Origin of the sequence: Blautia sp. HCP3S3_B11 (assembly GCF_052064435.1) — a bacterium.
Lineage (GTDB): Bacteria > Bacillota > Clostridia > Lachnospirales > Lachnospiraceae > Blautia_A.
In genome coordinates this window covers 89,615-112,800 of record NZ_JBQHVP010000008.1, presented here as the reverse complement: position 1 = coordinate 112,800, position 23,186 = coordinate 89,615, and the positions used below count along the sequence as shown (strand labels likewise).

Genomic DNA, 23,186 nt, shown 5'->3' with positions numbered 1-23,186 from the left:
GAGATGCTGTACCAGAATAGTTACTTTGACTGATGTCAGCACATATCAGAAAGGGGGAGTTTCATGCAGCCTTTGATCTGGCTTGGATTTCTTGCATTATTGCTTGTGATAGAAGCAATCACAGCAGGACTCACCACCATCTGGTTTGCCGGAGGTGCATTGGTCGCAGCCATTGCATGTTATGCAGGGGCGAATCTGACTGTACAGATACTGTGTTTTTTGTGCGTTTCCCTGGTACTTCTGATTTTTACCAGACCATTGGCCATGAAGTACTTCAACAAAGAAACCACACAGACCAATGTAAACAGTCTGATTGGAAAGAAAGCAGTTGTGATTCAGGACATTGACAATCTGGCACAGACAGGTCAGGTTCGTATCAATGACATTGAATGGACTGCACGTTCTGCCGATGACGAAAAAATCGGCAAAGACACCGTCGTGACGATTCAGGAGATCCGCGGTGTGAAACTCATTGTAAAACAAAATAAGGAGGATTAGTTATGAGCGTGGTTTTTCTGATAGTTATTATCATTATCGCAGTATGGGTACTTGCATCCTGCATCCGCATCGTGCCACAGGCATATGCAGTGATTCTGGAACGCCTTGGCGCTTATCAGGCAACCTGGAGCACCGGAATTCATTTCAAGATTCCGTTCATTGAACGAGTAGCAAGAAAGGTAAATCTGAAGGAACAGGTAGTGGATTTTCCACCGCAGCCGGTTATTACAAAGGATAACGTAACCATGCAGATCGATACAGTTGTATTCTTCCAGATCACAGATCCGAAGCTTTACACCTATGGAGTAGAGAATCCGATCATGGCCATCGAGAATTTGTCCGCAACAACCTTAAGAAATATTATCGGTGACATGGAACTGGATGAGACACTGACATCCCGTGAAACTATCAACACCAAGATGAGAGCTTCTCTTGATGAAGCAACTGATCCATGGGGAATTAAGGTTAACCGTGTGGAATTAAAGAATATCATTCCCCCGGCTGCCATCCAGGATGCGATGGAGAAACAGATGAAAGCCGAGCGTGAACGTCGTGAGGCAATCCTGATCGCAGAAGGTCAGAAGAAATCTACGATCCTTGTAGCAGAAGGTAAAAAACAGTCCGCTATTCTGGACGCAGAAGCTGAGAAACAGGCAGCAATCCTTCGTGCCGAAGCGCAGAAAGAGCGTATGATCAAGGAAGCTGAAGGTCAGGCTGAGGCAGTTCTGAAGGTACAGAATGCCAACGCAGAAGGTATCCGCATGATCAGAGAAGCGGGAGCAGATGAAGCAGTTCTGACATTGAAGAGTCTGGAAGCCTTTGCTAAAGCAGCAGATGGAAAAGCAACCAAGATCATTATTCCGTCAGATATTCAGGGAATCGCCGGTCTGGCAAGTTCTTTGAAAGAGATCGTAACTGATTCGAAGTCTGAAACTGATAAATAATAATTTATAAAGTGAATTATTAATGAAGCAGATAGAGATTTTCGTTATTGTTTACTCTGCTTTCAATAATGAGATATCTGCTTTATTACATAGGAATAAAAGAATATAAATGTTATAGTACACGAAGTGAACAGTAACAAATAAATGGCATCGGGGAGAGAATTATCATGAATTTAAAAGGAAGAAATTTTCTGACACTGAAAGATTTTACACCAGAAGAGATCACATATCTTATTGATTTATCCGCAGAACTTAAAGCAAAGAAAAAAGCCGGAGAGCTTCATGAATATTACAAGGGTAAAAACATTGCGCTGATTTTTGAAAAAACAAGTACAAGAACCCGCTGCTCTTTCGAAGTAGCTGCTCATGACCTTGGAATGGGAAGCACATATCTGGATCCTACAGGTTCTCAGATTGGTAAGAAAGAAAGCATTGCAGATACAGCAAGAGTTCTGGGAAGAATGTATGATGGTATCGAATATCGTGGATTTGGTCAGGAAGTTGTAGAAGAACTTGCAAAACATGCAGGTGTTCCGGTATGGAACGGTCTGACAAACGAATACCATCCGACACAGATGATCGCAGATATGCTGACAATCCGTGAACATTTCGGTGATTTAAAAGGCCGCAAACTGGTATATATGGGCGATGCCCGTTACAACATGGGTAACTCTCTGATGATTGCCTGCACAAAACTTGGTATGCATTTCGTAGCCTGCACAACTAAGAAATATTTTCCGAATGCAGAGCTTGTTGCTCAGTGTGAGGAATATGCAAAAGCATCCGGCGGAAGCATCACTCTTACAGAAGATGTTCAGACAGGAACAAAAGACGCCGATGTTATCTATACAGATGTATGGGTATCCATGGGTGAGCCAGACGAAGTATGGACAGAGAGAATCCATGATCTGACACCTTATAAAGTAACAAAAGATGTTATGAAGAACGCAGGAGAGAAAGCAATCTTCCTTCACTGCCTGCCGGCATTCCATGATCTTAAGACAAAGATTGGCAAAGAAATGGGAGAGAGATTTAACCTGACAGATATGGAAGTAACAGACGAAGTATTTGAATCTGAACAGTCCAAAGTATTTGACGAGGCAGAAAACCGTATGCATACTATCAAAGCAGTTATGGTAGCAACATTAGGAGAGCCGGAGAACAAATAATGGCACAGAATGATCTGTATAATGAAGAAACAATTTCACAGGCAATAAATACAAAATGGGCGGGCAAAACCGTCCATTTTGCAAAAGAAACAGATTCTACGAATTCATGGATCAAGCGCCTGGCAAAAGATGGTGCAGAGCATGGAACTCTGGCAGTTGCGGAATTCCAGTCTGCGGGAAGAGGGCGTTTTGACAGAAGATGGGAAGCGCCGGAGGGCAGCTCTATTATGATGACACTGCTCTTACGTCCGGAATTTTCACCGCAGTATGCGTCCATGCTGACACTGGTCATGGGAATGGCAGTGGCACAGGCAGCGGAGGAACTGGGGTTTAATGTAAGTATTAAATGGCCCAATGATATTGTGATCTCTAAGAAGAAAATCTGTGGTATCCTTACCGAGATGGGAACAAATGGTGTGAAGATCAATTATGTTCTCATCGGAGTAGGAATCAATGTAAATCTGAAAGAATTTCCGGAAGAAATGCAGGACAAAGCGACTTCACTGATTTTGGAGGGCGGTCATGAATATGACAGAAATCAGGTGATTGCACTGGTGATGAAATATTTCGAGATCAACTATGAGAAATTTATCCAGACCTGTGATTTTACTCATCTGCTGGATGATTACCACAGAATCCTTGCAAACCTGAACCAGCCGGTCAGAGTGATCGATGGTGACAGAAGTTTCGAAGGAATCTGCAGGGGAATTGATGAAAAAGGTGAGCTGCTTGTGGAAAGGCAGAATAAAGAAGTTGTGAAAGTCAGTGCAGGAGAGGTCTCGGTGCGTGGGCTTTACAGCTATGTATAAAGATTTTGAATAATTTTGAAAGAGGGAAACAGTAATTTATGTATCAGGACAACATTACTCTCTGCGGCGCAAGTGCCTATGAGAAGAAATTTTACTTTAATCAGGATTTCAATGCACTTCCGGATCATGTGAAGAAAGAACTTCAGATCATGTGTGTTCTTTACACAGAGGATGTAGGAGGAATCCTGACTCTGGAATTTGACGAAAACGGCAGACTTCAGTTTAAAACAGAAGCTCTGGAAGCAGATGCCCGTTACGATGAGATCGGAAGCGGACTGAAGATCAAACAGCTTCAACAGGACAAGAAAGAACTTCTGGAATCTCTGGAAATGTATTATAAAGTATTCTTTCTCGGAGACATCCCGGAAGAAGAACTGAAGAAAACATCGGGCAGTGAGGACTGAATCCATGCAGACAAAGAATGAGCCGGTACAGGCAAGACAACTATTCATGAAGATGCAGTGGAAAATAGGAAACGTACAGATTGATAATCCGTTTGTCCTTGCACCAATGGCAGGTGTCACAGACCTGCCATTTCGAACGCTCTGTAAAGAGCAGGGAGCCGGACTGATCTGTATGGAAATGATCAGTGCCAAAGCGATTTCTTTTCACAATAAGAACACCATTGCCCTGATGGAGATTGATCCGTGTGAGCACCCGGTTTCCATGCAGCTTTTTGGAAGTGAACCGGATCTTATGGCAGAAGTTGCAAAATCCATTGAGGACAGAGACTTCGATATCCTGGACATCAACATGGGATGCCCTGTGCCGAAGGTTGTCAATAACGGTGAGGGATCTGCATTGTTGAAGAACCCGAATCTGATTGAAGAGATTGTTCGAAAAGTATCATCTGTAATCAGTAAACCGTTGACTGTCAAGGTGCGAATCGGATTTGAGAATGAACCGGTAGATATTGTTGAGATTGCGAAACGTATTGAGGATGCGGGAGCAGCAGCGCTTGCAGTGCATGGGCGCACCAGACAGCAGTACTATTCCGGCACTGCAGACTGGGATACGATCCGCAGGGTAAAAGAAGCGATTACCATTCCTGTAATTGGAAACGGGGATGTAGATTCTCCGCTGAAAGCAGAAGAACTGGTGAAACAGACCGGATGTGATGCAGTTATGGTGGGACGTGCAGTAAGGGGAAATCCCTGGTTATTCCGCGAGCTGAATCATTATTTCCGGACAGGAGAACTGTTGGAACATCCATCTGTAGAGGAAATACGTGAAATGATCCTGCGTCATGCCAGAAAACAGATTGAATTAAAAGGTGAATTCGTAGGAATCCGTGAGATGCGTAAACACGTTGCCTGGTATACTGCAGGCATGCGTCACAGCGCAGGGCTCAGAAGAGAGTCAAATACCATAGAAAGTTATGAAGCCCTGGAGGAGCTTCTGTCAAGACTTGGATAAACTAGTGTGCCAAGGCCTTGACGGGAACCTTCCCAGGGCTTTTTTAAGATGTTTTGTGTTTCTTACGTCGAAGAATAACATAAATTAAAATTGCGGCAAACAGGATGAACAATATGCTGCAGGAATACAGGTAATTCATACATGCTCCCATGATTCCCCATTTCTGAACCATGAATGTGGCAGGGAAGATTGTAAGTACAGCAGTGATCGCATATACAATAATAATGCATCCGCCATTACGGATCGCGATCAGGATATTGTACATCATATAAACCCCGGCACCAATCGTTCCTCCGACCAGCAGAACAATAAAGTGCAGCTTATAAGGGGAGAGGTCAACCTCGTAGATGATCTCCAGCAGAGTTCTTCCAAGCAGATGTCCGGCAACAACAACTGCTGCACCACAGATCAGGATAATGCCGATGATCCTGAGAACATATATGGAAAACTTTTTGAGATCATTTTTCCACCAGAGTTCTGCGATAGTAGTGATAGTTGGTTTAAATACAAATTCGCACATCAGAGTAATGACAAAGGATGGCATAAACAGAACACTGTAATAGGTCTGATATTCATCTGTCATAACGCTGGACATCGCATATTTCGGTATGTTGTATAAAAGCAGTGACAGAAATGTTCCTGCAAACAGAGGAGTACAGATCTTCAGAAGTTTCCGTACATTGGAAAACTGAAATGATCTGTTTACAGTAACTGCTTCTCCCGGATATTTCTTAGTAAAAACATTATTGATGACCAGACACAGAATCAGCGAAGTCACTGCAGTGGAAGTACAGGTAAATGCCAGATTTTGTGTCACAAGCAGGGCTGCTGTGAAATATACTGCGGAATAAATATTCCTTACGGCAAGCATTTTTCCCATGATCTCAACGTGGTAAGTCTGCTGGAAATTCCCGTGAAATACATCCTCTACGGCATCTACCATTTTCATCATAATAATAAATACACTGATAATAATGTACTCACCCGAAAAGCTCCAGGCACTGTAGATGATTCCAAAGAGGAGCATCAGCCCGCAGGTAATGATACGTGATACTTCATACTCTGAGAAGAGATACTTGCGATCCAGATCAGTGGCCTGATAAGTTCGCATTCCATATCTTCCCACAGTGAGAAGCAGCTGTGCAGTAGCATAACTCAGGGAAAAAAATCCCGCAGGTCCCACACCGCAGATTCTGGTTACGACCATAAGGTACAGAAAAGAAGACAGCGAATAACTGGTACTTCCGATCATGTTCCAGAGGAATGCCTTCTTTGTATTTTTTTCTTTTGCCATATGATGACCTTTCTTTAACTGGTTTTATAAGCGGGCAGTGCAGAGGATTGAGAATAATCTGCCTGAGCTGCCCGGTAGATGAGTTTAATTTTTCTTTCTTACAATAAGTAGTTTATACATTTTACCTGCCAGATTATAAAGACCTGTTTTTCGCAGAAAAGGTGAAAGTGTACGGATAATACGGGTAATCATAGAACCTTTCATATACTTTCTTAAAACAGCTTCCTTTTCAGAGGCAAAAGCTGTCAGATATTCCTGCCAGAATTTCTGCCGGTTTTTTGGAGGCTTGGCAGAGTACTCCAGATGAGGCTGCCAGCATTCCTGTCTGGTGACAGATTTAGAGTCAAACTGACCTTTCAGTGAATCAAAAAGCTGCTGACCCTTTGCAGTGTTGACCAGAACAACATTTACACCGGATTCGATGTCAAACGGCAGATTTGCCTTCTCGCCTGTCCAGAAATCGCCCAGAGAAAAATCACCGGGGCGTTTATAGCTTGTGTATCTGCAGTGGAAGCAGGAAGGACGATTTCCATATAAACTCAGGAAAAATTTGTTGAAAGAAAACGTACTGATAACAGAGTCAACAGAACCTTTTTTTAAACGTACATCAAGAACCTGTTCACGCCAGGAAACTTTTTTGCTTCTCATATTGATATGAGTGATCTCATCGTCGAAAGCAATGTATTTTGTTTTGAGAATCTTTATGTAATCTTCCCAGATCTTACGGCTTGGAACACCGTGACAGATATTGTCACAGGTATACAGTTTTTCTGTGTTGATCCGTTTAACTTTCAGGTATTTACAGACTCCTGAGATTTGACATGGAGTACCGGTGAGAAGAACGGTTCTGCTGTTTTTAAGATCATCAATGATGTGGGCATATACTTCAGAAATATCACTGTCTACATATTTTGATGTTCTGAATTTCCATGCAGTTTCCTCATCTTCGGCACGCATATGGCGGACAGAAAAACTATCGTCAAATGCAACACCATAGATAACACCGTTCTGATTTAAGGTCCATCTGGCAAGAAGTGTAAACATGCCGCCGGAAGAACTCTCCATAAGAACAGACTTATCAGGATTGCGGACTGCATAGATAGCCGGATCTGCTTCCTGGTTTACATAGTTTTCCAGCATAGGACATACTTTTTCGCATAAGCCGCAATTCTTACATTTGGTTTTATCTAAACGAGGATAATAAAATCCGTATTTATCCTGTCTCATGGTAATTGCAGATGCACTGCAGATATTACTGCATGCAGAACATCCGCAGCAGTCTTTGCGGGACTGATTTTCTAAGAACATTTTTACCTCTTTTCCAATTTCGGATCTGTTGTTTACAGCAGGATCACGAAAATCTCTTTTTGTTGTCAGGCAGATATTTATTTTACCATTTCGCTGAGCTTATGTAATGAGAAATTGCGGAAATTTGCAATCTGTTCATTTGCATAAGTAAAGTCAATCTCTTCTGTAAGCTGTTCATCAGACACATCATTCATTGTGCGGTCAGAAAGATTTACCAGTTTCAGAAGCTGTTCTACGCGGCGGTTTTTATGATGGCCGTCTGCTTTGGCAAAGAATTTACGGTTGAATAACAGAGAAAATACCACTCCATGGAAGGAATCAGAGATTACATATTCGGCATTTTTAAACAATCCCATCCATTCAGCCGGACCTACAGTGATTTCGCAGCGGCATTTCAGCAGGCCTACAAGCGGGAATGGAATGTATACGATGCGGTATCCGGTTTCTTTTTTGAGACGTCTTGCAAAGTTTACAATCTCAGGATTGATTCCCAGCTGATAAACCAGAATATATTTTCCTCTGATTTTGGGGTCTTTCAGTAATTTATTCCATTCATCTGCGGTGAGAAGAAGAGTAGGATCGCAGACAACTTCCGGTTTCTTTCCGGTGAGTTCATTTACAATGTCTGCGCCGTAATCCTCACGGACAAGGATTTCGTCAAAATCATTCAACAGACGGCTGTAATCATTGCGGAACTGTTCCGGCGGGATGTGTTCGCCGATACTGGCAGCGTAACTGCACTTTTTCTTTCCTTTTTCAGGGAAATCAAGAAAATAAGTCTGGTCAAAGTTTGTAAGCTTGTAATCCCAGATCTGATCGCTTCCTGCAATATAAATATCATATTTACCGGAAACAGCCCGCATATTTCCTTTTGTTACAGGTTCACTGTATTTCATGTGTTTACGGAACTGATCACATTTGCGGCGGCGAGGAATATAGCAGATATGTCCGATGGCACCGTAGATATAGTTGAATAATCCTTTTTCCTTCAGGTTGATCAGGCGGAAAGGATTACTGATATACTGACAGCTGTAATCGATGATCTCAGGGTAAGTACCAAGCTCGCGGAGCTTTTTCTGCAGAGCATAGCTTTGTAAGATTGCACCATAGTTGTCATAATTGTGGAAGGTGATAACACCAATTCTTTTTTTATTCATAAAATCCTCCGGTTTTAAAAAGTAAAGCTGTCGGATAATCCGACATTATGAAAGGGATTCGGAAGTTATAAAAATTCCGAGAAACAGCGGCAGAGCATAGATGATCGGAAATGTATATCTTGGATGTCCCAATGCTGCCGGACCGATGAAGGTAACAGCAAGAGTAAGCAGTAAAGGCAGTCCGAGAAGCAGAAGTCTGCCGTTCTTTTTACATAAAGCGTAAAGACATACTGTCAGGAGCAGAAAATCGGTAAAGCCCTGATTTACACAGAGACCTAATATTGGAATGTTGCTGAATTCCAGATAATAAGAGTTTAGAGCCGCTTTTGCTTCCTGATTAGAATATACTGCCTGATAAACATCAGAATAATCAGGATTTTTAATCTGGACAATTTTTTTCCTGACGCCCAAATAATATTTTGAATTATCTTTCAGAGGGCTGAACAGGCAGTAATTCTGATTTAAAGTTGCATTGATGCACGTTCCGGGATGACGAAAAAACAATTTAACCCATGTATGAAGGAAATCGAGAAGTTCTCTGGATGAAACATTATTATTAAAGCCGTGCTTGATTCCGTCATAATTAGCAGGATTGTAATGGCTGGCGTATTCCTCAGGTGTATATTTGATTACTGAAGAAATAGATTGCAATTCGTCATCAGACAAATCATCACTGTGATAAAGCATATAACGTGCAGTTTGCTGCAGTGGAAGTGCGAACATGGCACGTGTGGAAATTTTTTCTACATTATATTTTTCGTATAAGAAAGAGGTATTTACCTTTCCTGTACATAAAGGTACGGTCAGCAATGCAAGAAACAGGATTGCCCAGCGTATGGTTTGTTTTCTGTGCAGGATGAGATATATCTCCCGGCATACAGCAAAGAGAATCAGGACTGCAACAACATAAAAACCGTTTTGTCGGAAAAACATACCGAGTACGGCGATAACGGTAAGAACTGGATGTTTCAGGTCCTTTTTGTAAATATCTGTTCTGAAAATATACCATGTCAGTTCATTCATCAACAGCAGAATAGCTACATTGTAAAAAATGTCGATGAGCAGAGAAGTAACGTATCCTGCAATGACAGGTGCAACGGAAAAAATAATAAGTGTTCCAAATAGACAGTGGCGGGGAACATTAAACCTGTTCATGGTAGAAATTGTATAGGCAAGTACCAGTAAAAGACATAAAGCCTGGATAAATGCCAGAATAGTCAGACCGATGACCGGACTGCCAAGTGCCGCACCCATATCGGAAAATCGTCCCAGAAGCTGCGTGTAAATGATTGGATGTTGTGAGGTATATGGGCAGACGCCATAATACTGTAAAAGGCTGACTTCACTGTCTATCGGGACTGTGAAGGGATAACGGATAATCAGGTGCGGAAGCCACAGAATCCCCATGACTATAAAAGATTTGAGAAAACATTTTTTTTCAAATAAAAAAGAAAATAATGTCTTAAATGTCTCAGAAACTTTGATGTTATGGAGATGTGACAGACTGCCAACTGCCTTCAACATTATCCGGAAAAAGATTGCTCCACCCAGAAACACAAGCAGCAGCTCGGGTAAAACCAGTTTTTGCGAAGTGATAGCATTTTTCAGGCTGGTATCTGCGGAATAGAATACTCCCATAATGGAACATATGGTAAAAACTATTACAATAATTCCTGCCAGTATCTGAAAAAAAATACCGGATATGTCAGGCTGATTCCAGATGATTTTTTTATATGCCAGAAATAAGACAATCAGTATGCAGGATGAAATGACAGATGAACCTGAAAAAAGGGAAAATACATGATCTTCTGTGACCGCAAAAGTAAAGAAAAGGGTACTGAGAATTGCGTATATAAAAATACTGAGATCATGTTTTAATATTTTGGGCATGATACGTGTTTCCTTTCTGTTATATGTTTATGGGGACCTGTTCTGCCGGAAAAAGCCGCCATTCTTATTTAAATATAGCAACATTAAAGAAAAAAGTAAATGATAAGCAGAGAAATTTTTATAGTTGACGATTAGCTGGCAGTGTGCAATAATCGTAAATAGCAGAAAGCCCTGAAATGGGCTGTTTTTGTGTAACAGAAGGAGAAAAGACATATATTTTGGAGGAAACTTTCAATGTTAGATGAAATAGCAGTTCTGATTCCCTGCTACAATGAAAGTAAATCGATTGCCAAAGTAATCCAGGATATGAAAAGGGAGCTGCCGGAGGCAACGATTTATGTATATGATAATAATTCAACAGATGGAACAGATGAGATTGCCAGAGGAGAAGGTGCAGTAGTCCGTTATGAATATCAGCAGGGAAAAGGAAACGTAATCCGGAGTATGTTCCGGGACATTGACGCACGGTGTTACATTATGGTGGATGGAGACGATACATATCCGGCTGAATATGCCAGAGAAATGTGTGATAAAGTTCTGAATGACAGGACAGATATGGTGGTGGGAGACAGGCTTTCTTCCACTTATTTTACAGAGAATAAGCGCCCGTTCCACAATTTTGGAAATACAATTGTCAGAGCGTTTATCAATCGGCTTTTTCGCAGTAATATTAAAGATATTATGACCGGCTACCGTGCCATGAGTTATCGCTTCGTGAAAACTTTTCCTGTTCTTTCCAGAAATTTTGAAATTGAAACAGAGATGACCATCCACGCAATTGATAAGAAAATGCGGGTCGACAATGTGATCGTAGATTACAGAGACCGTCAGGAAGGCAGCGAATCAAAGCTGAATACATATTCAGACGGAGCAAAAGTGCTAAAAACCATATTCAGAATGTATAAAGACTATAAGCCGTTACAGTTCTTTTCAACGATTGCGGGGATTTTATTTGTGCTTGGAATTATCTTTTTTATTCCTATTCTGAAAAAATATATTAAGATGGGAGTTGTTACAAAAATCCCAAGCCTGATCGTTATCTGTTTTGTGATTCTTACAGCAATTATCTGCTGGTTCTCAGGTATTATCCTGTCTACGTTGGTACATCAGCATAAACAGAACTTTGAGTTTGAACTGAACACAGTATCTGACAGATTTAAAGAACTCTGTGAAAAAGAGAAACGGGAAATAAAAGAGTAATGGACAGAGCAATGAAATGAAGCAATGAAAGGCGTCTGGAATGCTTGACAATCCAGGCGCTTTTTTGTATAATACAGAAATTGTGAATATCCTAGAATAAGTCTGCCCTTTTTTAGGTATGATGTATCAGGAAGCACATAAATCCATGTAGTGATCCGGGGTGTATATAAGACACCATAGACTATATACCGGATGTTGAAAGGGAGTAAGGTTATTATGGAAGAAAAGAAAAACTTACTAACTTATGCAGGACTTAAAAAATTAGAAGAAGAGCTGCATGATTTAAAGGTAGTAAAGAGAAAAGAAGTAGCAGAGAAAATTAAGGAAGCCAGAGAACAGGGCGACTTATCAGAGAATGCGGAATACGATGCAGCGAAAGACGAACAGAGAGACATTGAAGCACGTATCGAAGAAATCGAGAAGATCTTAAAGAATGCTGAAGTTGTAGTTGAGGATGAAGTAGACCTTGACAAGATCAGCGTTGGATGTAAAGTAAAAGTACACGATTTCGAATTTGAAGAAGATATCGAACTGAAAATTGTAGGTTCCACAGAGGCTAACAGCCTTGAAGGCAAGATCTCCAACGAATCTCCTGTTGGAAAAGCACTTATGGGTGCTCACACAGGTGATGTAGTAGAAGTTGAGATGCCAGCCGGAATCATGAAATACAAAGTTCTGGAGATCCAGAGAAACGTATAAGAAACGGATGACTGAGGTGCGCGTAAAGATTTTCCATGCAGAGCATGACGCGCACCTTTCTGTGACTATAAAAGATTAATCGTAAACTGTTCAGTACCTTCACAGTTACGAGTCAAAATCCATTAAAAATCGCCTTCGGCGATGGGATTTTGACTCGTATGTCTCGGGATTTTGGCATGCTCATGCCAAAACACCTCGCGGGATAGTAGACTTCTGAATAGTTATGATTAATCAAATAAATACAAGAATATAAGGAGGAACCAAGGTGGCACAGCAGAAGCAGCAGGAACAGGATTTAAACCAGTTACTGAAGGTACGTCGTGAGAAACTTGCAGATCTTCAGGCTAACGGAAAAGATCCATTTCAGATCACAAAATTTAACCAGACTCATCACTCACTCGAAGTGAAGAACCTTTACGAAGCACATGAGGCAGAACTTCTCAAAGACCGTCAGGAAGTAGATGTAACCGGTCTTGATGAAGAACAGGCAAAGGAAGCTGTTAAGAAAGATTACGAAGAAAGAAGAAGCATCATGGACGCAAGTCCGATCCACGTATCAATCGCGGGCCGTATGATGTTTAAGAGAGTTATGGGTAAAGCTTCTTTCTGCAACATCCAGGATTTACAGGGAAATATCCAGGTATATGTAGCAAGAGATGCAATCGGAGCAGACTCTTATGCAGACTTCAAGAAATCTGATATCGGCGATATCTTTGGACTGGAAGGTTTTGCATTCAGAACAAGAACAGGTGAGATTTCCATTCATGCAGAGAGCATGACTCTTCTCTCCAAGAGCTTGCAGATCCTTCCTGAGAAATTCCATGGTCTGACAGATACAGATACACGTTACCGTCAGAGATATGTGGATCTTATTATGAATCAGGACAGCAAAGAAGTATTTATCAAACGTTCAAAAATCCTCAAAGAGATCCGTAACTTCCTTGCAGACCGTGATTTCATGGAAGTTGAAACTCCAATGCTTGTTGCAAATGCAGGTGGAGCAGCAGCAAGACCATTCGAAACACATTACAATGCACTGAACGAAGATGTTAAGCTTCGTATTTCTCTGGAACTTTATCTGAAGAGACTGATTGTTGGTGGTCTTGAGAGAGTTTTCGAGATCGGTCGTGTATTCCGTAACGAAGGTGTTGATACCCGTCATAACCCGGAGTTCACTCTGATGGAACTTTATCAGGCATATACAGATTACGAAGGAATGATGGAACTGACAGAGTCCATGTTCCGTTATCTGGCAGAAAAGGTTTGCGGATCTACTAAGATTTCCTATAAGGGAATTGAGATCGACCTTGGAAAACCTTTCGAACGTCTGACAATGAACGATGCAATTAAGAAATATACAGGAATTGATTTCGACGAAGTAGCAGATGATGAAGCAGCTAAGAAACTTGCTGAGGAACATCATATTGAATATGAAGAACGTCACAAGAAAGGTGATATCATCAACCTCTTCTTCGAAGAATTCTGTGAGAAAGAACTGATCCAGCCGACATTTATCATGGATCACCCGATTGAGATTTCTCCGCTGACAAAGAAGAAACCTTCCGACCCTTCAAAGGTAGAACGTTTCGAACTTTTCATCAATACATGGGAAATGTGTAACGCATACTCCGAACTGAACGACCCAATCGACCAGCGTGAGCGTTTCGCAGCACAGGATGCAAATGCGGCAGCAGGAGATGACGAAGCAGAACATACAGATGAAGACTTCCTGAATGCACTGGAAATCGGTATGCCGCCAACAGGTGGTATCGGATACGGAATCGACCGTCTGGTTATGCTGCTTACAGACAGTGCAGCAATCCGTGACGTTCTTCTGTTCCCGACGATGAAGTCTTTAGATAAATAAATCCAGTAAAATCAAGGGTTTCAGCGATTACAAGTTGTGATTTACTACAAATTTACTACAAATTTGCTACGCATAATACGGAATAATACTTAATAATACGTTTTGTGCGACATTCAATTTTATATTTTGTACTTCAAGGACACTTTCCAAGTGAGAATTTGGGAGTGTCCTTTTTGCGTGTTGCAATGAGCCAAGTGCCATGCTTGCATGAGCATTTGGCGAATGCCGCGACAACGAGCAGCTATGCTGCGAGTGTGGTTATGGTCAAAAATAAAGAATTGGAGGAATAAAGCATGAATAGTACAGCGTTAGGAGCAGAAAACACAAAGAAAGAGAGCATTATTTTTATCAGTGAAGCACATGAGAAATTCTACTACGAGAAATTAGAAGAAGTAAGGTATCAGGATGTGTACCACAAGGCACTTTGCTATTGCCTCGGCATTAACGATGATACCAGAAGGAATGCGAATCGCATTTATGATTTTAAGACAGGCTGTGTAAAAACAGAATGTTTGCATGAAGGCTGGCAGACCAGCGGAAGCGTGAAAGTAGTCAGAATGGCATTTAATCTATATTGCAATGCCACACCAAGCGTGGATGATTACACGGACGAAGAGGAGCGGATTAACGAGTGCAGGCAGTACACAGTGGAGGAATTATTCTGCTGTGCCTATGCACCATATTTTTGGCAGGCGATACAAATCCGGTATCCGGAGTATGCAACCTATAACCGGAAACTGTATGCCCTGTTTGGAGGAGCAGATTGATGTTAAAAGTTCGATTGATGGGAACAAAGAATGATATTAAATGGTTTGGGAAGATTTTGCAGAGAAATTCCAAAATCGAAGTGACAGAGTTTTCAGATTTATACCCGAATAAAGGGACAAAGAAGTTTTACAGAGCGTATGTAGAAGTGAAAAAGACTAATGTAGCAGAAAGTTAGCAAAGAGTAAAGGAGAATGTATCATGTGTAAAATAATAGCAATCGCAAATCAAAAAGGCGGAGTCGGAAAGACTACCACAACAAGCAACTTGGGAATAGGACTGGCAAAGCAGGGCAAGAGAGTTCTGCTGATAGATGCGGACGCACAGGGCAGTTTGACTGCAAGTTTGGGATTTACAGAGCCGGACAAGCTGGAGGAAACACTTGCGACTGTGATGGCAAATATCATCAATGATGTGGAAATGGAAGATGATTACGGTATTTTAAGGCATGAGGAAGGAATTGACCTTATGCCCGGTAATATCGAATTATCCGGTCTGGAGGTATCCTTGGTAAATGTCATGAGCAGGGAGCTTGTGATGCGTTCCTACATAGAGCAGGTGAAAGACAGATATGATTATATCCTGATTGACTGTATGCCTTCACTTGGCATGATAACCATAAATGCATTTGTCTGTGCGGATAGTATCTTAATCCCGGTACAGGCGGCATATCTGCCAGTGAAAGGTTTGGAACAGCTTATCAAGACCATTGGTAAGGTGAAGCGTCAGATTAACCCAAAGCTGTCCATTGAGGGTATTTTGCTGACCATGGTTGACAGCAGAACAAATTATGCAAAGGACATCAGTGCATTGCTGATTGAGAATTATGGAAACAAAGTGAGGATATTTGAGAATAGTATTCCGATTTCCGTAAGAGCTGCCGAGATTTCGGCAGAGGGCGTCAGCATCTATCAGCATGACCCAAAGGGAAAAGTAGCAAGTGCCTATCAATCTTTGACGGAGGAGGTGCTTGGCAATGAATAAGGCAGGAAGTGCGGCAAAGGTAAAGCTAAACAGTTTTGATGATTTATTCGGTGCTTCTGATATGACAGCAGGCACCAATCAGGTGCAGGAGATACCTCTTTCAGAGCTTTATGAGTTCAGAGGACACCCTTTTAAGGTGCTGGATGATGAGAAAATGCAGGAGACAGTGGAGAGTATCAAAAATTATGGTGTGCTTATGCCCGGTATTGCAAGACCGAGGGCAGAGGGCGGTTATGAGATAATCGCCGGACACCGCAGAAAACATGGCTGTGAGCTTGCAGGTCTTTCCACTATGCCTATGTTTATCAGAGATTACAATGATGATGAAGCTACGGTGATTATGGTAGATACTAATATCCAGAGGGAAGATATTCTCCCAAGTGAAAAGGCAAAAGCCTATTCCATGAAGTATGAAGCCATGAAGCATCAAGGCAAAAAAGGAAATGGAAGCAGCCTTGATGAAGTGGGAGAAGCAGCCGGAGAGAGTGGAAAGACGGTTCAGCGATATATATGGCTTGCACGTCTGTCAGATGAATTGCTGGATATGGTTGATAAGAAAAAAATCGGTCTGGTACAGGGTGTTGACATATCTTTTCTGACAGAGCAGGCACAGGAATGGGTGAAGGTCATTCTTGAAGAAACGGGTGCAGCTATCTCGACTACCCAATCATCAAAGTTAAAGGAATATGGGAAAAACGGCGAGCTGACTCTGCCAATGGTAAGACTGATATTGACGGAGGAAAAGCCAAAGGAAAGAAAAGTTACAATCAAAGCTGATAAAATCAGCAGATATTTTACGGAGGATTATTCCAGTGAAGATATAGAAAATATTATCTATCAGCTATTGGAAGAATGGAACACCGGAAAGGCGACGAATAAGCAGTAAAGGAGGCACGGTAAAGTGGGCGATACAATAAACTTTGATTATTACTACGGAATTGAAGCAGAGCAGTTCTCTTTTTATCGTGTTCCCCGACTTTTGATTAAAGACGAGAGATTTAAGGGGCTTAGCAGTGATGCTAAGCTCCTCTATGGGCTGATGCTTGACAGAATGTCATTATCCATGAAAAACGGCTGGTTGGATGATGAAAACCGAGCTTACATCATTTATACGGTGGATGCCATTATGGAAGATTTGGGATGTGCAAAGGCAACCTGCGTTAAGATTATGAAAGAGCTTGATACCGAAAATGGAATCGGTCTGATTGAAAAGAAACGCCGTGGACTTGGAAAGCCGGACATAATTTATGTGAAGAATTTTTCTACAATTACTGATGCACAGACAGAAGAAAAGTCCGATAATGCTGATAAATCCACAGAAGTTCAAAAACTGAACCTCAAGAAGTTTAATATGCATACTTCCAGAAGTTCAGAAATTGAACTTCAAGAGGTTCAGGATTTAGAACACCAGAAGTTCACAATGCAGACTTCAAGAGGTTCAGAAAGTGAACTTGCAGAAGTTCATAAAGCAGACCCTATTTATACTAACTATAATAAAACTAACCAGAGCTATATTGATATGAGTTATACCAATCCTATCAATCAATCTGGCAATGAGAGTAAGTCGGAAAAAAGGATTGATTTGATGGATGATGTCAATGCATACATAGAACTGATTAAGGATAATATCGAATATGAGCATCACATGAAGTACGATGACTGGCAGAACAAGGCTTTGTATGAGGAGCTTTTTGAGGTTATCTGTGAGGTTGTATGCGTAAAGCGTACAACAATCCGGATTGCAGGAGAGGATTATCCTTATGAGCTTGTAAAATCTAAATTCCTGAAGCTGAATAGTGGACATCTGGAGTATGTGATTGGCTGTATGCATGATACAAATACGAAAATAACCAATATCAAGGCATATATGGTTACTGCTCTTTATAATGCACCCTCAACGATAAACCATTATTATCAGCAGGAGGTGCAGCACGATATGTACGGAGGTGGCTGGCATGAAAAAGGCATTGTTTAAAATAATTATTCCGCTATGTGTTCTTGTTCTGTGGATGATTACCTGTTATCCGGTTTGCAATAAAGCAGATGGGTTTGATTATTTCCTCTATTGGATTTTGGTAGGATGTCCTTATGGTATCAGAAAAATGTGTATGTTTCTTGTACCGAAGAATTTTGGAATTGCAGGAAGTATGGGAATACTGGCACTGAATTGTATCGTTGGAGGTCTGATTGGTGGTATTATTGTTTTTGTGAGGATTATCGTTATATTTACGGAGATAATAAAAGTAATAGCAGGACACTTCTGGACACATTGTCCAAAGGTGTAAAAGAAAAAAGCAACAAAAAAGGCATTGTCAATCAATCATAAACAATACCTCTACTTGTCATCTGGAACATATTCCATAATATCTTCAATCCGGCAGTCAAGTATCTGACATAGCCTGTTCAGAATAATGGTCTTTACCACCATATTTTGCCGGAGCCGCTGAAGCTGTGCTTTGTCAATGCCATAATCTTTAATGAGCTGGTACTGACTGATGTTCTTAGCCTTAAGCGTTTGCCAAAGTGGATCATATTTAATCATACAGGCAACTCCTTTCCTAACTTGTATTTTAATGGCAGGGAACTTATAATAATATGGTGCGTGTATGCACCATAAAGTATGTAAATGGTAAAGACAATAATGGTTTATTTCTGGAGATTGAGGATATAGATGCAGGTAGTGTGGTTTTGAAACAGGAGGATGGTTAATTGTGAAAGAAATATACATTACAGACAGTGAAAGGGAAAAATGCAGAAAGGTTGCAGATGCTTTTGCAGAGTTGTATGAGATTGAGAATATACTTGTCGTGGATGCGGGAAGATACGGTTTTGTTAAATTACAGTATTATAGACCGCCACAGGGTTTTGAAGATGCAATAACCTTTACGGACAGCCGGAGCATGTTTGAGAACTTGTGGGAGGAATGGTTTGACACGCAGCTTTTTCTTCTGGCAAAAGGAACACCGATGGCAGGAATGGGATATCATGAGATATTCCGGTGTCTTCCAAAGGAGAAACAAGAGGAACTTATGAATAGAAAAGCCGAATTTGCAAAAACGGCAGGAATAGAATAATCGAGAAACAGCGTCAGGGCAGTTATGAGTGAAATACTTGTAGCTGCTTTTTTTATGCTTTTGGACATGATGTCTAGAAGCGGGAAGGAGAAACAGACAAATGGAATCAATGAGAGATATTAACAGGGTAATGGAGCGTGAGATAGCGAAGGGGAGCTGCCCTTTGAAGCTGGATCATATTGAATTTGGGGATTATTCGTATCAGGAGATAACATCAAAGGAGAAATTGCTGGAGGTGCTATCCTATTTGCTAAGGATAGCTGATTTCAAGCAGTATGCCGGAAAGACTATCTTAAATAATGTTTATATGGACTTGCGTGGGAAAAAGCCTGTATTTAAGCTAACAAAGACAGCCATGGAAAGAAATAATATATTTGCAACAATCAGAAGATATGCAAAGAAGCTGAAACCGCAGTATAATGGAGATGTATATCTGGAAACGGTCAGATGTTATTTCGACATACCGCAAGAAAATCTGGAAAAGTGCCGATATACATATCAAGGGAACGAAACATATGCCTTCTTGATGTCGGACAAGTATATCATGGCATTGTATACACATTGTCTGGTGGCAAGAAAAGAAGCTGCCATGCAGGATATGCAGGTTGAAGGGTTTAAAGAAAAAGAGTATGGAATGGTTAAGCTGAAGAATGTGGGGGATGTTTTGTTTCAGGCATTGTTGTTGGATAATGTAAAAGCTGAAAGTAATAATATTTATGCAGAGATCTATACAATGTATCTCTATTAGGACATAGGTAGTGTATTGTAATTTAAAAGTAGATTAGCTGTATGCGAGAAATGACTCTTGCGTAAGCAATTCGGTTTATGATAAGGCGGAAATTTACATAAGGTCAAATCAATTAGGAGATATATTATGAAAATAGGAATTAATGAGACAATTGAACCAGAAAGAATAGAGTATTATGAGTCATTTTACGATATTCTTCGTACTCCAGATTTTGATGATAATTCTAGATTGCTAAAGCCATCACATGGAATACATACAATAGGATATTCGAAAAAGAAAATATGTCGGTTTTGTGGTAAAGGCGAAGACGAAGTTAGCTTTAATAAGATTGCACATGCCGTTCCTGAATCTATTGGAAATCATGTTTTAGCTTCAAATTATGAGTGTGATGTATGTAACGAGTTTTTTGGAGATACTATCGAAAATGAATATGCCAATTTTTTTAGTTTATATCACAGTATAATGCAGATTGCTGGTAAGAATGGTGTACCAAAATGTAAATATAAAGTACCATGTGATAAACGTACTGAAGATTGTGCAAAATATTGTGTTGAGGTGTTTTTTAAAGATAATATGCCATGTATCCGCAAGTGTAGAGAAGTTGGTAATGAGTATTTATTACTTTCTAACAATTCACTTACCATTTCAAAACCAGTAGGGAGATGTTGCCCAATTGCAGTATTTAAAACAATTATAAAAATGGCAATCTCAGTTATGCCTGTTGAAGAATTGCATCTTTTTTCAAGTGTGATAACATGGATTTGTGAACCTAAACATTCTAATTTTTACAAGAATAAAAAATTACTTGTTCGTTATAAAATAATACCGGGATTTAATGTGACGAAGTATCCTCATTATGCTTTATTTCGACGAAAAAAAGATGTTTGGAATAAGCCATATATGCTTTTTAATTTAACGTATGGTTGTTATTCATTATTTGTAGAAATTCCAAGAGATGCTGATAACAGTACTAATTTCGAGTTTGAAAAGATGCCGTTTCCACCAATTCCTTTTTACACGTCTTCTGAGGGAACGTGGGATATGTCAGAAAAAGAAGTATCTAAAGATGTAAAACATAGTATTACATTGAACTTTGGGACCATGAATGATTGCTCAGATAATATTGTAATGGGTAATGGAGAGTTTAATTTTGTTCGAAAAGAATAAAATTAAGAGTATCAGAGTAAGCAAGTGTGGTATATTATTATTGGTAAATTGAAGAATTGTGAAAAACAAGAAACAGTATTGGGAGGTGAAGTGTATGTTCAGAATACAGCATAGTGATGCGATAGAATTAGAACATCAAGTTCGTAGATTATTCAAATGTGATAGAGCCGGAGTTTCTGGTTTAGCTGATGCTGATAACTTTGAATCTCGTCCTATGGATGCTGCTGTCATGGTTGTATCCTATATTCATGCAAAAGGATTGCAGAGTAGTGAAACACAATATGACGAGTTTTTATGCAAATATGATAGTATATTTACATATCCGGATGAGAATGATGCGGAACATGAAGTAGAAAATTATATTGAAGAATTAACAGCAATTATTGAGGATTATTTATAATTATTAGTGATTGATCCGTTTATTAAATTCATGCAAGTTTCAGTTTACCAATATGGATAATAATATAATACAGTACTAAAACAGCGTCAGGGCAGTTATAAGTCGAGAGATTTATAGCTGCCCTTTTTTTATTGCTTTTGGACACGATGTCCAGAAGCGGAAAGGAGAATTATGAGGTATTTATTACATCGGCTGTATGTTCCACCTTAGCGGAGCATACGCACAGGAAGATACAGAACGGAGGTACTTATGCAAGAGGAAGTAACGCAGAAAACAATCGCTCTTGTAATTAAGACCGCTAAACTGGATGCCAACGTCTTAAAGGCTGCAATGCGGATGTATCTGAACCACCGCAGACAGAAAGCGCAGAAAACGCATGGTAAAACTTCTGTGAAAAAGCTGGTTGGCGAAGGCGTGGGAGTTTCGTCTATCGAAGTGACGGACGGCAATATCAAATCCTTTGAGCGGGTAGCTCGTAAATATAATGTTGATTTCGCCGTCAAGAAAGACAAAACAACGGACCCATCGAAATATGTGGTATTTTTCAAGGGCAGGGATGCCGATGCGGTAGCACAGGCATTCAAGGAATTTGTTTATGGTAATGAGAAACGAAAGGGCAGGACTTCCGTAAGGGAGAAACTGAAACGCTTCAGGGATGCAGTATCACAGAATAAGAACAGAGAACGGAGCCGGGAAAAGAATAAGGACAGGGGGCAGAGCCTTTGAGTAACATCATTGAAGGCATAACCAAAGACCTGAAGGCTATCCCGAAAAATCTGAAAGCAAAAGCCGGCGGTATGGATACCAAGAAGCTGGTGCTTTTGAATCTGCCCTATATCTTTGTTGGATATTTCTGTGATAAGGTTGCATGGCTGTGGAGAGTATCAGAAGGTACAAATGCTTCTGATAAGATGATGGCAGTCATGAACCGTTTTGATAAGCTGTTTGCCAATCCTTTGCCCAGCTTCCACCCAAGAGATTTATTGATTGGTGTGGTAGGTGGCATAGCGCTCCGCCTTGTGGTGTATTACAAAGCCAAGAATGCCAAGAAGTTCCGGCAGGGTGTAGAATACGGTTCCGCAAGGTGGGGAAATGCCAAGGACATAGAGCCATATATGGACTCTGTGTTTGAAAATAATGTCCTTCTGACACAGACGGAACGGCTGATGATGTCTGGCAGACCGAAAGAGCCGAAGTACGCAAGAAATAAAAATATTCTTGTTATCGGTGGTTCCGGTTCTGGTAAGACTCGCTTTTTTGTGAAGCCGAACCTGATGCAGATGCACTCGTCTTATGTTGTCACTGATCCGAAAGGAACGGTACTGGTTGAGTGCGGAAAAATGCTAAAGAAGGGCAAGTACAAGATAAAAGTTTTGAATACCATAAACTTTGCTAAATCCATGCATTACAATCCTTTCGCCTATATTCGAAGCGAAAAGGATATTTTGAAACTTGTAAACACGATTATAGTCAACACCAAAGGAGAGGGACAGCAATCCGGTGAGGACTTCTGGGTCAAGGCTGAAAAGCTCTATTACACGGCTCTTATTGCTTATATCTGGTATGAAGCTCCGGAAGAGGAGCAAAATTTCGCAATGCTGATTGATATGATTGATGCCAGCGAAGCCAGAGAGGACGATGAGAATTTCAAAAATGCCGTAGATTTATTGTTTGAGGAGCTGGAAGCGGATAAACCCAATCATTTTGCAGTAAGACAGTACAAAAAGTACAAACTTGCTGCCGGTGTAATAAGATGAAAGAGACTTTTTAGTACATATTAGAAATTCTCTTTGAGCT

The 23,186-nt window shown here is 40.6% G+C and carries 25 protein-coding genes and 1 pseudogene; 21 read left to right on the top strand and 5 right to left on the bottom strand.

The genetic code is table 11. The features are described from left to right. Nucleotides 1-63: 63 nt before the first annotated feature. The 6 genes from ACTNC0_RS07905 (at nucleotide 64) to dusB (ending at nucleotide 4,836) form a co-directional block, all read left to right on the top strand. Nucleotides 64-498 (top strand): NfeD family protein, encoded by a 435-nt coding sequence (locus ACTNC0_RS07905; protein WP_117676872.1) that lies wholly within the window; start codon nucleotides 64-66, stop codon nucleotides 496-498. A gap of 2 nt (nucleotides 499-500) precedes the next feature. After that, nucleotides 501-1,442 (top strand): SPFH domain-containing protein, encoded by a 942-nt coding sequence (locus ACTNC0_RS07900; RefSeq protein ID WP_441086943.1) that lies wholly within the window; start codon nucleotides 501-503, stop codon nucleotides 1,440-1,442. A gap of 167 nt (nucleotides 1,443-1,609) precedes the next feature. Further along, entirely contained in the window at nucleotides 1,610-2,611 is a 1,002-nt protein-coding gene (gene argF, locus ACTNC0_RS07895; RefSeq protein WP_117846163.1) for an ornithine carbamoyltransferase, read from the top strand. After that, nucleotides 2,611-3,420, top strand: coding sequence for a biotin--[acetyl-CoA-carboxylase] ligase (locus ACTNC0_RS07890; RefSeq protein WP_441086941.1), 810 nt, complete (start codon nucleotides 2,611-2,613; stop codon nucleotides 3,418-3,420). The genes argF and ACTNC0_RS07890 overlap by 1 nt, the downstream gene beginning before the upstream one ends. Before the next feature lie 38 nt (nucleotides 3,421-3,458). Next, the gene (locus tag ACTNC0_RS07885; protein WP_008707791.1) at nucleotides 3,459-3,824 is read left to right on the top strand and encodes a DUF6145 family protein; all 366 of its coding nucleotides are present in this window, start codon (nucleotides 3,459-3,461) and stop codon (nucleotides 3,822-3,824) included. Nucleotides 3,825-3,876: 52 nt separating this feature from the next. Then, a complete protein-coding gene (gene dusB, locus ACTNC0_RS07880; protein ID WP_441087006.1) occupies nucleotides 3,877-4,836 on the top strand; it encodes a tRNA dihydrouridine synthase DusB in 960 nt (319 codons plus the stop codon). Nucleotides 4,837-4,879: 43 nt separating this feature from the next. Here dusB and ACTNC0_RS07875 read toward each other — a convergent pair whose 3' ends face one another. The 4 genes from ACTNC0_RS07875 to ACTNC0_RS07860 form a co-directional block, all read right to left on the bottom strand. Continuing rightward, entirely contained in the window at nucleotides 4,880-6,130 is a 1,251-nt protein-coding gene (locus ACTNC0_RS07875) for a lipopolysaccharide biosynthesis protein (RefSeq protein WP_441086939.1), read from the bottom strand. Between the two features lie 84 nt (nucleotides 6,131-6,214). Continuing rightward, nucleotides 6,215-7,438: a Coenzyme F420 hydrogenase/dehydrogenase, beta subunit C-terminal domain gene (locus tag ACTNC0_RS07870; protein WP_441086938.1), complete on the bottom strand. Its 1,224-nt coding sequence runs from the start codon at nucleotides 7,436-7,438 to the stop codon at nucleotides 6,215-6,217. A 77-nt stretch (nucleotides 7,439-7,515) separates the two neighbouring features. Beyond that, nucleotides 7,516-8,595 (bottom strand): polysaccharide pyruvyl transferase family protein, encoded by a 1,080-nt coding sequence (locus ACTNC0_RS07865; protein WP_441086937.1) that lies wholly within the window; start codon nucleotides 8,593-8,595, stop codon nucleotides 7,516-7,518. A 45-nt stretch (nucleotides 8,596-8,640) separates the two neighbouring features. Next, nucleotides 8,641-10,233, bottom strand: a complete 1,593-nt coding sequence (locus ACTNC0_RS07860) for a DUF6020 family protein (RefSeq protein ID WP_441086936.1) — start codon at nucleotides 10,231-10,233, stop codon at nucleotides 8,641-8,643. A gap of 486 nt (nucleotides 10,234-10,719) precedes the next feature. Here ACTNC0_RS07860 and ACTNC0_RS07855 point away from each other — a divergent pair, with 486 nt between their 5' ends. The 9 genes from ACTNC0_RS07855 to ACTNC0_RS07815 all read left to right on the top strand — a co-directional run bounded on the left by ACTNC0_RS07855 (nucleotide 10,720) and on the right by ACTNC0_RS07815 (nucleotide 18,285). Further along, the gene (locus ACTNC0_RS07855) at nucleotides 10,720-11,685 is read left to right on the top strand and encodes a glycosyltransferase family 2 protein (protein WP_441086935.1); all 966 of its coding nucleotides are present in this window, start codon (nucleotides 10,720-10,722) and stop codon (nucleotides 11,683-11,685) included. Between the two features lie 216 nt (nucleotides 11,686-11,901). Then, nucleotides 11,902-12,384: a transcription elongation factor GreA gene (gene greA, locus ACTNC0_RS07850; RefSeq protein WP_117676877.1), complete on the top strand. Its 483-nt coding sequence runs from the start codon at nucleotides 11,902-11,904 to the stop codon at nucleotides 12,382-12,384. A 265-nt stretch (nucleotides 12,385-12,649) separates the two neighbouring features. Further along, the gene (gene lysS, locus ACTNC0_RS07845) at nucleotides 12,650-14,251 is read left to right on the top strand and encodes a lysine--tRNA ligase (protein ID WP_441086934.1); all 1,602 of its coding nucleotides are present in this window, start codon (nucleotides 12,650-12,652) and stop codon (nucleotides 14,249-14,251) included. 293 nt (nucleotides 14,252-14,544) lie between these two features. Next, nucleotides 14,545-15,018 (top strand): DUF6075 family protein, encoded by a 474-nt coding sequence (locus tag ACTNC0_RS07840; RefSeq protein ID WP_441044460.1) that lies wholly within the window; start codon nucleotides 14,545-14,547, stop codon nucleotides 15,016-15,018. Beyond that, on the top strand, nucleotides 15,018-15,194 hold the full coding sequence (locus tag ACTNC0_RS07835) for a hypothetical protein (protein ID WP_002582201.1): 177 nt from the start codon (nucleotides 15,018-15,020) through the stop codon (nucleotides 15,192-15,194). Before ACTNC0_RS07840 ends, ACTNC0_RS07835 begins: the two co-directional genes overlap by 1 nt. Before the next feature lie 23 nt (nucleotides 15,195-15,217). Continuing rightward, nucleotides 15,218-16,000, top strand: coding sequence for a ParA family protein (locus tag ACTNC0_RS07830; protein ID WP_441086933.1), 783 nt, complete (start codon nucleotides 15,218-15,220; stop codon nucleotides 15,998-16,000). Continuing rightward, the gene (locus ACTNC0_RS07825) at nucleotides 15,993-16,886 is read left to right on the top strand and encodes a ParB/RepB/Spo0J family partition protein (protein ID WP_441086932.1); all 894 of its coding nucleotides are present in this window, start codon (nucleotides 15,993-15,995) and stop codon (nucleotides 16,884-16,886) included. The genes ACTNC0_RS07830 and ACTNC0_RS07825 overlap by 8 nt, the downstream gene beginning before the upstream one ends. 15 nt (nucleotides 16,887-16,901) lie before the next feature. Beyond that, the gene (locus ACTNC0_RS07820; protein WP_441086931.1) at nucleotides 16,902-17,975 is read left to right on the top strand and encodes a DUF6017 domain-containing protein; all 1,074 of its coding nucleotides are present in this window, start codon (nucleotides 16,902-16,904) and stop codon (nucleotides 17,973-17,975) included. Further along, on the top strand, nucleotides 17,956-18,285 hold the full coding sequence (locus ACTNC0_RS07815) for a DUF6050 family protein (protein ID WP_441086930.1): 330 nt from the start codon (nucleotides 17,956-17,958) through the stop codon (nucleotides 18,283-18,285). The genes ACTNC0_RS07820 and ACTNC0_RS07815 overlap by 20 nt, the downstream gene beginning before the upstream one ends. 50 nt (nucleotides 18,286-18,335) lie before the next feature. Here ACTNC0_RS07815 and ACTNC0_RS07810 read toward each other — a convergent pair whose 3' ends face one another. Further along, nucleotides 18,336-18,542, bottom strand: a complete 207-nt coding sequence (locus ACTNC0_RS07810) for a helix-turn-helix domain-containing protein (RefSeq protein WP_035779437.1) — start codon at nucleotides 18,540-18,542, stop codon at nucleotides 18,336-18,338. Between the two features lie 169 nt (nucleotides 18,543-18,711). On the opposite strand from ACTNC0_RS07810, the gene ACTNC0_RS07805 reads away from it, so the two are divergent. From ACTNC0_RS07805 to ACTNC0_RS07780, 6 genes and pseudogenes are all read left to right on the top strand, one after another. Further along, nucleotides 18,712-19,074, top strand: coding sequence for a hypothetical protein (locus tag ACTNC0_RS07805; RefSeq protein WP_441086929.1), 363 nt, complete (start codon nucleotides 18,712-18,714; stop codon nucleotides 19,072-19,074). Nucleotides 19,075-19,174: 100 nt separating this feature from the next. Beyond that, a complete protein-coding gene (locus tag ACTNC0_RS07800) occupies nucleotides 19,175-19,822 on the top strand; it encodes a hypothetical protein (protein WP_441086928.1) in 648 nt (215 codons plus the stop codon). Nucleotides 19,823-19,948: 126 nt separating this feature from the next. Then, complete coding sequence (locus ACTNC0_RS07795; RefSeq protein WP_441086927.1) at nucleotides 19,949-20,989, top strand: HNH endonuclease; 1,041 nt, start codon at nucleotides 19,949-19,951, stop codon at nucleotides 20,987-20,989. A 94-nt stretch (nucleotides 20,990-21,083) separates the two neighbouring features. Beyond that, nucleotides 21,084-21,389 carry a hypothetical protein gene (locus ACTNC0_RS07790; RefSeq protein ID WP_441086926.1) on the top strand — a complete coding sequence of 102 codons (306 nt, stop codon included), beginning with the start codon at nucleotides 21,084-21,086 and terminating at the stop codon, nucleotides 21,387-21,389. Nucleotides 21,390-21,638: 249 nt separating this feature from the next. Continuing rightward, a complete protein-coding gene (locus ACTNC0_RS07785) occupies nucleotides 21,639-22,115 on the top strand; it encodes a PcfB family protein (protein WP_441086925.1) in 477 nt (158 codons plus the stop codon). Between the two features lie 224 nt (nucleotides 22,116-22,339). Continuing rightward, nucleotides 22,340-23,134: pseudogene (locus ACTNC0_RS07780) on the top strand (type IV secretory system conjugative DNA transfer family protein); the annotation flags it as partial. Between the last annotated feature and the right edge of the window lie 52 nt (nucleotides 23,135-23,186).

Excerpts from the sequence above, each read along its gene's own strand:
- ACTNC0_RS07875 (WP_441086939.1), bottom strand. The coding sequence starts at position 6,130 with ATGGCAAAAGAAAAAAATACAAAGAAGGCATTCCTCTGGAACATGATC.
- ACTNC0_RS07790 (WP_441086926.1), top strand. The coding sequence starts at position 21,084 with ATGTTCAGAATACAGCATAGTGATGCGATAGAATTAGAACATCAAGTT.
- ACTNC0_RS07830 (WP_441086933.1), top strand. The coding sequence starts at position 15,218 with ATGTGTAAAATAATAGCAATCGCAAATCAAAAAGGCGGAGTCGGAAAG.
- ACTNC0_RS07885 (WP_008707791.1), top strand. The coding sequence starts at position 3,459 with ATGTATCAGGACAACATTACTCTCTGCGGCGCAAGTGCCTATGAGAAG.
- ACTNC0_RS07905 (WP_117676872.1), top strand. The coding sequence starts at position 64 with ATGCAGCCTTTGATCTGGCTTGGATTTCTTGCATTATTGCTTGTGATA.
- ACTNC0_RS07860 (WP_441086936.1), bottom strand. The coding sequence starts at position 10,233 with ATGGGAGTATTCTATTCCGCAGATACCAGCCTGAAAAATGCTATCACT.
- greA (WP_117676877.1), top strand. The coding sequence starts at position 11,902 with ATGGAAGAAAAGAAAAACTTACTAACTTATGCAGGACTTAAAAAATTA.
- ACTNC0_RS07810 (WP_035779437.1), bottom strand. The coding sequence starts at position 18,542 with ATGATTAAATATGATCCACTTTGGCAAACGCTTAAGGCTAAGAACATC.
- ACTNC0_RS07800 (WP_441086928.1), top strand. The coding sequence starts at position 19,175 with ATGGAATCAATGAGAGATATTAACAGGGTAATGGAGCGTGAGATAGCG.
- ACTNC0_RS07815 (WP_441086930.1), top strand. The coding sequence starts at position 17,956 with ATGAAAAAGGCATTGTTTAAAATAATTATTCCGCTATGTGTTCTTGTT.
- ACTNC0_RS07855 (WP_441086935.1), top strand. The coding sequence starts at position 10,720 with ATGTTAGATGAAATAGCAGTTCTGATTCCCTGCTACAATGAAAGTAAA.
- ACTNC0_RS07890 (WP_441086941.1), top strand. The coding sequence starts at position 2,611 with ATGGCACAGAATGATCTGTATAATGAAGAAACAATTTCACAGGCAATA.
- dusB (WP_441087006.1), top strand. The coding sequence starts at position 3,877 with ATGCAGTGGAAAATAGGAAACGTACAGATTGATAATCCGTTTGTCCTT.
- ACTNC0_RS07870 (WP_441086938.1), bottom strand. The coding sequence starts at position 7,438 with ATGTTCTTAGAAAATCAGTCCCGCAAAGACTGCTGCGGATGTTCTGCA.
- ACTNC0_RS07865 (WP_441086937.1), bottom strand. The coding sequence starts at position 8,595 with ATGAATAAAAAAAGAATTGGTGTTATCACCTTCCACAATTATGACAAC.
- ACTNC0_RS07840 (WP_441044460.1), top strand. The coding sequence starts at position 14,545 with ATGAATAGTACAGCGTTAGGAGCAGAAAACACAAAGAAAGAGAGCATT.
- ACTNC0_RS07900 (WP_441086943.1), top strand. The coding sequence starts at position 501 with ATGAGCGTGGTTTTTCTGATAGTTATTATCATTATCGCAGTATGGGTA.
- ACTNC0_RS07825 (WP_441086932.1), top strand. The coding sequence starts at position 15,993 with ATGAATAAGGCAGGAAGTGCGGCAAAGGTAAAGCTAAACAGTTTTGAT.
- argF (WP_117846163.1), top strand. The coding sequence starts at position 1,610 with ATGAATTTAAAAGGAAGAAATTTTCTGACACTGAAAGATTTTACACCA.
- ACTNC0_RS07785 (WP_441086925.1), top strand. The coding sequence starts at position 21,639 with ATGCAAGAGGAAGTAACGCAGAAAACAATCGCTCTTGTAATTAAGACC.
- ACTNC0_RS07835 (WP_002582201.1), top strand. The coding sequence starts at position 15,018 with ATGTTAAAAGTTCGATTGATGGGAACAAAGAATGATATTAAATGGTTT.
- ACTNC0_RS07795 (WP_441086927.1), top strand. The coding sequence starts at position 19,949 with ATGAAAATAGGAATTAATGAGACAATTGAACCAGAAAGAATAGAGTAT.